This window comes from Catenibacterium sp. (assembly GCF_052354645.1).
GTDB classification, from domain to species: Bacteria; Bacillota_I; Bacilli_A; order Erysipelotrichales; family Coprobacillaceae; genus Catenibacterium; species Catenibacterium mitsuoka_A.
The window spans coordinates 1-7,130 of sequence record NZ_DAWDDM010000093.1 but is presented as its reverse complement, the minus strand read 5'-3'; the positions used below and the strand labels follow the sequence as shown (position 1 = coordinate 7,130).

The 7,130-nt window shown below is 36.2% G+C and carries 5 protein-coding genes; all 5 read right to left on the bottom strand.

The features are described 5' to 3' along the window. Window positions 1-123 precede the first annotated feature (123 nt). Entirely contained in the window at window positions 124-1,227 is a 1,104-nt protein-coding gene (locus ACT8VG_RS05575; RefSeq protein WP_444195367.1) for a prenyltransferase/squalene oxidase repeat-containing protein, read from the bottom strand. Beyond that, on the bottom strand, window positions 1,224-3,602 hold the full coding sequence (locus tag ACT8VG_RS05570; protein ID WP_444195366.1) for a homocysteine S-methyltransferase family protein: 2,379 nt from the start codon (window positions 3,600-3,602) through the stop codon (window positions 1,224-1,226). Before ACT8VG_RS05570 ends, ACT8VG_RS05575 begins: the two co-directional genes overlap by 4 nt. Beyond that, entirely contained in the window at window positions 3,602-4,249 is a 648-nt protein-coding gene (locus ACT8VG_RS05565) for a vitamin B12 dependent-methionine synthase activation domain-containing protein (RefSeq protein WP_440247636.1), read from the bottom strand. The genes ACT8VG_RS05570 and ACT8VG_RS05565 overlap by 1 nt, the downstream gene beginning before the upstream one ends. Then, complete coding sequence (gene metF, locus ACT8VG_RS05560) at window positions 4,246-5,109, bottom strand: methylenetetrahydrofolate reductase [NAD(P)H] (RefSeq protein ID WP_117459475.1); 864 nt, start codon at window positions 5,107-5,109, stop codon at window positions 4,246-4,248. The genes ACT8VG_RS05565 and metF overlap by 4 nt, the downstream gene beginning before the upstream one ends. A 44-nt stretch (window positions 5,110-5,153) precedes the next feature. After that, a partial coding sequence (gene mfd / locus ACT8VG_RS05555; RefSeq protein ID WP_444195365.1) for a transcription-repair coupling factor occupies window positions 5,154-7,130 on the bottom strand: 1,977 nt, incomplete at its 5' end.

Genomic DNA, 7,130 nt, shown 5'->3' with positions numbered 1-7,130 from the left:
TACTAATAGTAGGCTGAGACTGGAATTGTCAAGTTATACCACGATAAGCTGTAAAGCCAAATATAAAGATAAAAGCGATTGCGACAAAGGCAATCGCTAATTGCTTAGTTGTGAATTTCTTCATTATTTCTTTTTACTTTTGTTTACTAATACGATTACACCCACAGCTGCGATAGCTGCAACTACATATGCCATCACATTTGTGTTATCACCTGTATTAACTACTTTTACTGTTTCCTTCTTTGGTTCAGTAGTAGTTGTTTCTGGCTTTACAGCTGGTGTAGTTGTACTAGGTTTTGTAGGTTCTGTAGGTGTTGTAGGTGTTTCAGGTTCAGTCACTACTGGTGTAGTATTTCTAGCTCTTAATACAAAGCTTCCGTTATTGATTACACCAAGTGCTCTTGCACCTTCTACTGATGCATAAGCGTTAGGTTCTAACTGACTTGTACTATAATTTAATGCATTGAATGTACCATCTTCATTCTGATAAGAAAGTAAATAGTTATATGCATTTGTATCTAATGTATAACCTGCAGTAGATAACCCTTCTAATACGCAAGACTGAGTATCCGCATTTCCACCCCAGCCAATATCATAAGAACCATCTGCACTATTTAACTTAGACTGTACAAAAGTATATGCTTTTGAGATAGCTGCATCATAAGTAGAACGTCCTGCAACACTTAATGCTTCCATAGCCCATCCAGTTGTATCTAGATCTGCATTTGGTCCCTTATATTCATACCAGTAAGCACCATTGTCCATAGCCATAGTAGATAACTTATCTGCAACAACTTTTACCTTAGGTGAGTTTACTGTTTCTAAAGCCATTAATGTCCAAATAGTAGCCCCACATCCACCATTTACATCATTTGTAAGAGTACCATCTTCCTGTACTCTATTTTCTAAGATTTCTACTAAGTTAGTCTTATTGAAATCTTTTGGATTTTCACCTAATAAAGAAATTGCGATAATAGACTTAGCTAAATCACCATAAGAAGCAGTAACATAATCTGTTTCCTTGAAGTTATTCAATAAAGCATCAGCCTTATAATCAGCTTCCATACCTGTAGCTTCATACGCAATAACTGCATCAGGACTATCTAATGCGATAGTCTTTAAATAATTTTGTGATTTAAGAAATGCATCATCATTCGCAAAAGCTGCTGAGAATGATAACGCAAAAGTTAATGCGATAGAAGTTAATACTGTAAATATTCTTTTCATTCTTGTTCTCCTCCAAATACTTTATCCGCAAAACGCACTGTTTCCATTGCGTCTTTCGCATAACAATCTGCACCGATACGATCTGCATATTCCTGAGTCATAACGGCTCCACCTACAACTGTAAATGTATCAGGCTTCTTTTCCTTCAACAATTTAATAGTATCTTCCATACTCACTACTGTTGTTGTCATTAAAGCACTGAGTCCTACTAATTTTACATCTTCTTTTATTGCAGTATCCACAATTTGTTCAGGTGGTACATCTTTACCAAGATCAATGACATCATAGCCATAGTTTTCTAACATAACCTTCACGATATTCTTTCCAATATCATGAATATCACCCTTAACTGTCGCAATGATGATTTTTCCTTTCATTTCTCTTGGTTTACCTGCCATAGAGTCTTTAATGACCGCAAATGCAGCCTTCGCTGCTTCAGCACTCATTAATAACTGAGGTAGGAAGATAGTGCCTTTTTCAAAGCCTTTCCCTACTTCATCAAGGGCAGGAATTAATTCTTCATTAATAATTTCTAGTCCTTCTTTAGTTTCAAGCTGTTTTTGAGTGGCTTTACCTGCATTTTCACTCATACCACGCTTGATACTTTCATATAAAGACATATCAACCGCTTCACTCTTTACAGGAACTGGTGCACTATTACCATAGGCGCTAATATATTCTGTAAAGTTCGTATCGAGTCCACTTAAGGCGAGATAGGCACGATATGATTTCATCATTGCTTCTGATGAAGGATTGATGATTGCACAGCTGAGTCCTGACTGCATTGCCATAGTAAAGAAGTTCGCATTAATGATTGGTCTTTGTGGAAGACCAAAAGAGATATTAGAAACACCTAGAATAGAATGTCCATGTAATTCATCTCTAATAATACGTAATGTTTCTAATGTCGCAATGGCAGAAGTAGGATCTGATGAAATAGTCATAGCGAGTCCATCGATTACGATGTCCTTAGGTTCAATACCGTATTTACTTGCTTCTTTATAGATCTTCTTCGCAATACGAATACGATCTGCCGCATTATCTGGAATACCTTCTTCATCTAAGGCAAGTCCTACAACCACACCACCATATTTCTTTACTAATGGGAAAACAGCATCCATGGATTCCTGTTTACCATTAACTGAGTTAATCATAGCCTTACCGTTATAGTGTCTTAAGGCTGCTTCTAAGGCGATTGGATCTGATGTATCAATCTGTAATGGCAATGCAATGACAGACTGCAACTTCTTCATGACTTCTACCATCATCTTAGGTTCATCAATTTCTGGTAGGCCTACATTGACATCTAGAATATGTGCCCCTGCATCTTCCTGTTTTAAACCTTCAGATAAGATATAGTTAATATCTCCATCACGTAAGGCCTGCTTGAATTTCTTCTTACCAGTTGGGTTAATACGCTCCCCAATAATAACTGGTTTAGGACCTATTTCTACAGCCTGTGAGAAAGAAGTCACAACAGAGATATTCTTCTTTACAGGTGGTTCAATAGGCAGGTCTTTCACTAATGTAATTGTTTTTGAGAGATATTCTGGTGTAGTCCCACAACATCCTCCAAGTACATGCACATTCAATGAGGCAATCTCTTTCATCTCTGATGCAAATTCATCTGCATTCATATCATAATATGTATGACCTTCATCATCAGTCTGAGGTAAACCAGCATTAGGTGTCACAATAATAGGTGTAGAAGAAACTTTAATCATTCTTTCTACAAAAGGTTTAATTTGTGTTGGACCTAATGAACAATTAATACCCAATGCATCAATATGTAACCCTTCAAGTAAGGCAACTACTGATTCAGGTGTACCACCTGTCAACATCTTACCTTTTTCATCAAATACAACAGTTGCACATACTGGTAAATGTGAATGCTCCTTAGCAGCTAGTACTGCAGCTTTTAATTCATAGCTATCCTGCATTGTTTCAATAAGGATGACATCAGCACCCGCTTTAGTTCCATACTCAATGACTTCAGCATAAATATCTACAGCATCATCAAATGATAAATCTCCTAGTGGTTCTAAGAGCTTACCTGTAGGACCTAAATCAAGCGCAATCAGGGCATCAGTGCGTCCTGTAAGTTCTCTTGCCTTTTTCGCATGTTCTACTGCTTTGGTGACTATTTCTTCTAGATTTTCTGGATATTTTAATCTATTGGCACCAAATGTATTGGTGTTGATGATATCACATCCAGCTTCTAGATAACCTTTATTTAATTCTATAATCTTTTCTGGATGAATGATATTCCATGTTTCAGGTAATTCACCAGCCTGTAAACCCCAGCTTTGAAGTACTGAACCAGTACCACCATCCCAGAATAACCATTCTTTTGTCAGTCTTTCTTTAAATCCCATTAATCTATCCTCCTGAATTCACATTGTGCAGGACAATTGGCACAATCCTTCGTATGACGAGGCTGTGCATGATGTGTAATACCAATGATCGCCGTCACTGATTTGGATGGGACCATTAAGAGACTTTCTAATAAACTGATACCAATCTTATCCATCTGTAATATACGCATAAAATCTTTCTGATGATCTAATGCAAGATCTCCATAACCAGGCGAAAAGCGTGGCTTTAAGAATTCATTATTCTTATATGCCTCCTGATTAAGTTCTTCATTCACTTCATCACAATAAGCTTCTATCATAGCAGCTCCTGCTGCCTGATAGATCACTGCATCACTCATCTTAGTAAGTTCTGTACGTTTAATTAAACGATCGACTTCTATACCTATAGTAGCCGCAAAGAGATAAACTGCATGACAGCCTTTTAAGTTATTCTCTAAGTTTTTACTATGTATCACCATATCACCAATTGTGATTGTATGATTCTCTATTGTGAGAGGTAATCTTTTCACAATATGACGTGGTACGGCTGTTTTCTGTAATACTTTGATACAGTGATCTAATGCACTATTGATTTCAGTAAGATCACCTTCAATAGATTGACGGTATCCTAAGTATCGTAAAGCTTCTTTACGATTAATTTCTATCATTTAAGAATCTCCGAAATATTGTTCATGATGCCTTCGGCGATGTCTGGTTTATTCATTGTATAAACATGGATATGTTTTACACCATTCGCAATTAAATCAATAATCTGTTCAGATGCATAAATAATACCAGCCTGCTTCATGATTTCAGGATTATCACCAAATGCATCCACCATCATCTTAAAATGATAAGGAATAATAGATGTACCTGACATCTGTACAGCACGACTGACCTGTTTCGCATTAGTAATAGGCATAATACCAGCGACTACAGGTACATTAATACCAGCTTCCTTGATCTTATATAAGAAGTTATAGAAAACATTGTTGTCAAAGAACATCTGAGTTGTTAAGAAATCTGCACCTGCTTCTACTTTTTCTTTTAGATGCTGGATATCTTCCTTAATGCTAGGTGATTCTACATGTCCTTCTGGATAACATGCTGCCCCAATACAGAAATCACCCTTCTCTTTAAGTTCCTTAATTAACTGACAGGCATACTGGTAGTCTTCTCCCACTTGACCATCCTTAGGAATATCTCCTCTTAATGCCATGATGTTCTCAATACCATTTTCTTTAAACTGTTCAACCATGGACTCTACATGTTCTCTTGTGGAAGAAACACATGTCAAATGAGCCATGACTTCAACATCATATTTCTCATGAATATCTTTCGCAAGTGCAACAGTATGTGCACTTGTTCCTCCACCTGCACCATAAGTCACAGACATGAAACTTGGATTTAAAGATGCAATCTTTTCTGCAGCCTTTAAGACATTTTCATATTTACTGCTTGTCTTAGGTGGAAATACTTCAAAAGATAAAGTAACTTTATCTTCATTTAATAAATCAATAATTTTCATTGATGTTATCCCCCCTTTTTTTCATATTCTACATTATTTTTTTATTAAGCACTAGTATGTGTTTTATAATATTGTTTTAAAACTGAATCTAAGAACTCAGTAGATGCTGAAACATAATAAGGTTCCATACCACTCACAATAGTCAACATTCCATCAGTATATTTCATTTGTGGCTTCTTAAACATATGATTGACATACGCAAAGAACTTCTGTCCATCTAAATCTTCTAAGAAGACTTTAGAGAAACGTATTTCTAGTCCCTGGCTGCTATCTTTCACATCATCAATAAGTGGATCATGTGAAAGGATATCAAATCTTCTCTTGACTACAATATTACGTACCTGTGATGGGAGTACACCATAAAGATCTGTCAATTCATGTTCTACACGTTTCAATGTTTCTAAATCATTGGCTTTATAGACACGCTGATAAAGTTCTAGCTTTTCCATATCACTTTCTACATAATCTTCAGGAATATAACCATCTACTGGTACATTACGTGATGGTACAGTCTCATCTTCTTTAATCTTACCCTGTTTTTCTTCAATCGCATCCTGTAAGATCTTCATATACATATCAAAACCAACCTGATCAATAAATCCTGCCTGTTCGCCACCAAGAATATCACCGCTGCCACGAATAGATAAATCTCTCATCGCAATCTTATAACCAGAACCTAATTGTGTAAATTCCTTAATAGCTGTTAATCTCTTTTGGGCTTCTTCTGTCATCGCACGATCTTTTGTATAAAGAAGATAAGCATATGCGATACGTTCACTTCTTCCTACACGACCTTTGATCTGATAAAGCTGTGCTAAACCAAACTTATCCGCATTCTCAATAATAATTGTATTCGCATTAGGTATATCAATACCTGTCTCAATAATAGTTGTACATACAAGAATATCGTATTTCTTTTCTACAAAGTCAGTCATGACATCTTCTAGATCATTCTTATCCATCTGACCATGTCCTACACCAATGCGGGCATTAGGTAAGAGTGTCTGCAATGTAGAGGCTATTTCATAGATGTTTTCTGTTCTATTATGTAAATAGAAAACCTGTCCATTACGTGATAATTCTCTTTCAATAACCTGTTTAATAAGAGCCCAGCTCTTTTCTGAGACATATGTCTGTACAGGGAGTCTATTTAATGGTGGTGTTTCTATTTGTGAGAGTCCTCTAATACCCATGATGGACATCTGTAATGTACGAGGAATAGGTGTGGCAGTTAAAGTGAGTACATCTATTGTTTTTCTTAGATTCTTGATCTTCTCTTTCTGTCTTACACCAAAACGTTGTTCTTCATCGATACAAAGCAATCCTAAATCCTTGAATTCTACATCCTTGGATAAAATTCGATGTGTACCTACTAATAAATCAATATTACCTTCCTTTAAATCAGCTAATATTTGTTTCTTTTCTTTAGTAGTCGTAAAACGATTGAGTAACGCAATATTCACAGGGAACTTCTCAAAACGCTTCTGCATTGTACGATAATGTTGTGCTGAAAGAATTGTAGTAGGACATAGGAAAGCACATTGTTTCTTAGATACAACCGCTTTAAAGCAGGCTCTTAAAGCCACTTCTGTTTTACCAAAGCCTACATCACCACATAATAATCTATCCATAGGACGTGGTGTTTCCATATCCTTTTTAATTTCTTCTACAGCCTGTGCCTGGTCAGGAGTGAGTTCATAACCAAATTCACTTTCAAACTCTAATTGAAGATCTCCATCAGGCTCAAACGCAAAACCTGGCTGTCTCATTCTTTCTGCATATAAGTTAATGAGATCATCAGCTAAACCATCTACCTTCTGTCTGACTCTTGCTTTTTCTTTAGCCCATTTAGGTGAACCTAAAGCATGAATATGAGGTGGTTTACCATCTCTTGATGAATATTTTCTAATTAACTGGAACTGTTCTACCGGTACATAAAGGATATCATTTCCTTTATAGGCAATATGTAAATAATCCTTATGTACACCATCTACAACTAATGTTTCAATACCCATATATTG

Bases quoted from the DNA above. Each gene is read 5' to 3' on its own strand.
- ACT8VG_RS05575 (WP_444195367.1), bottom strand. From the start codon at position 1,227: ATGAAAAGAATATTTACAGTATTAACTTCTATCGCATTAACTTTTGCG.
- ACT8VG_RS05570 (WP_444195366.1), bottom strand. From the start codon at position 3,602: ATGGGATTTAAAGAAAGACTGACAAAAGAATGGTTATTCTGGGATGGT.
- ACT8VG_RS05565 (WP_440247636.1), bottom strand. From the start codon at position 4,249: ATGATAGAAATTAATCGTAAAGAAGCTTTACGATACTTAGGATACCGT.
- metF (WP_117459475.1), bottom strand. From the start codon at position 5,109: ATGAAAATTATTGATTTATTAAATGAAGATAAAGTTACTTTATCTTTT.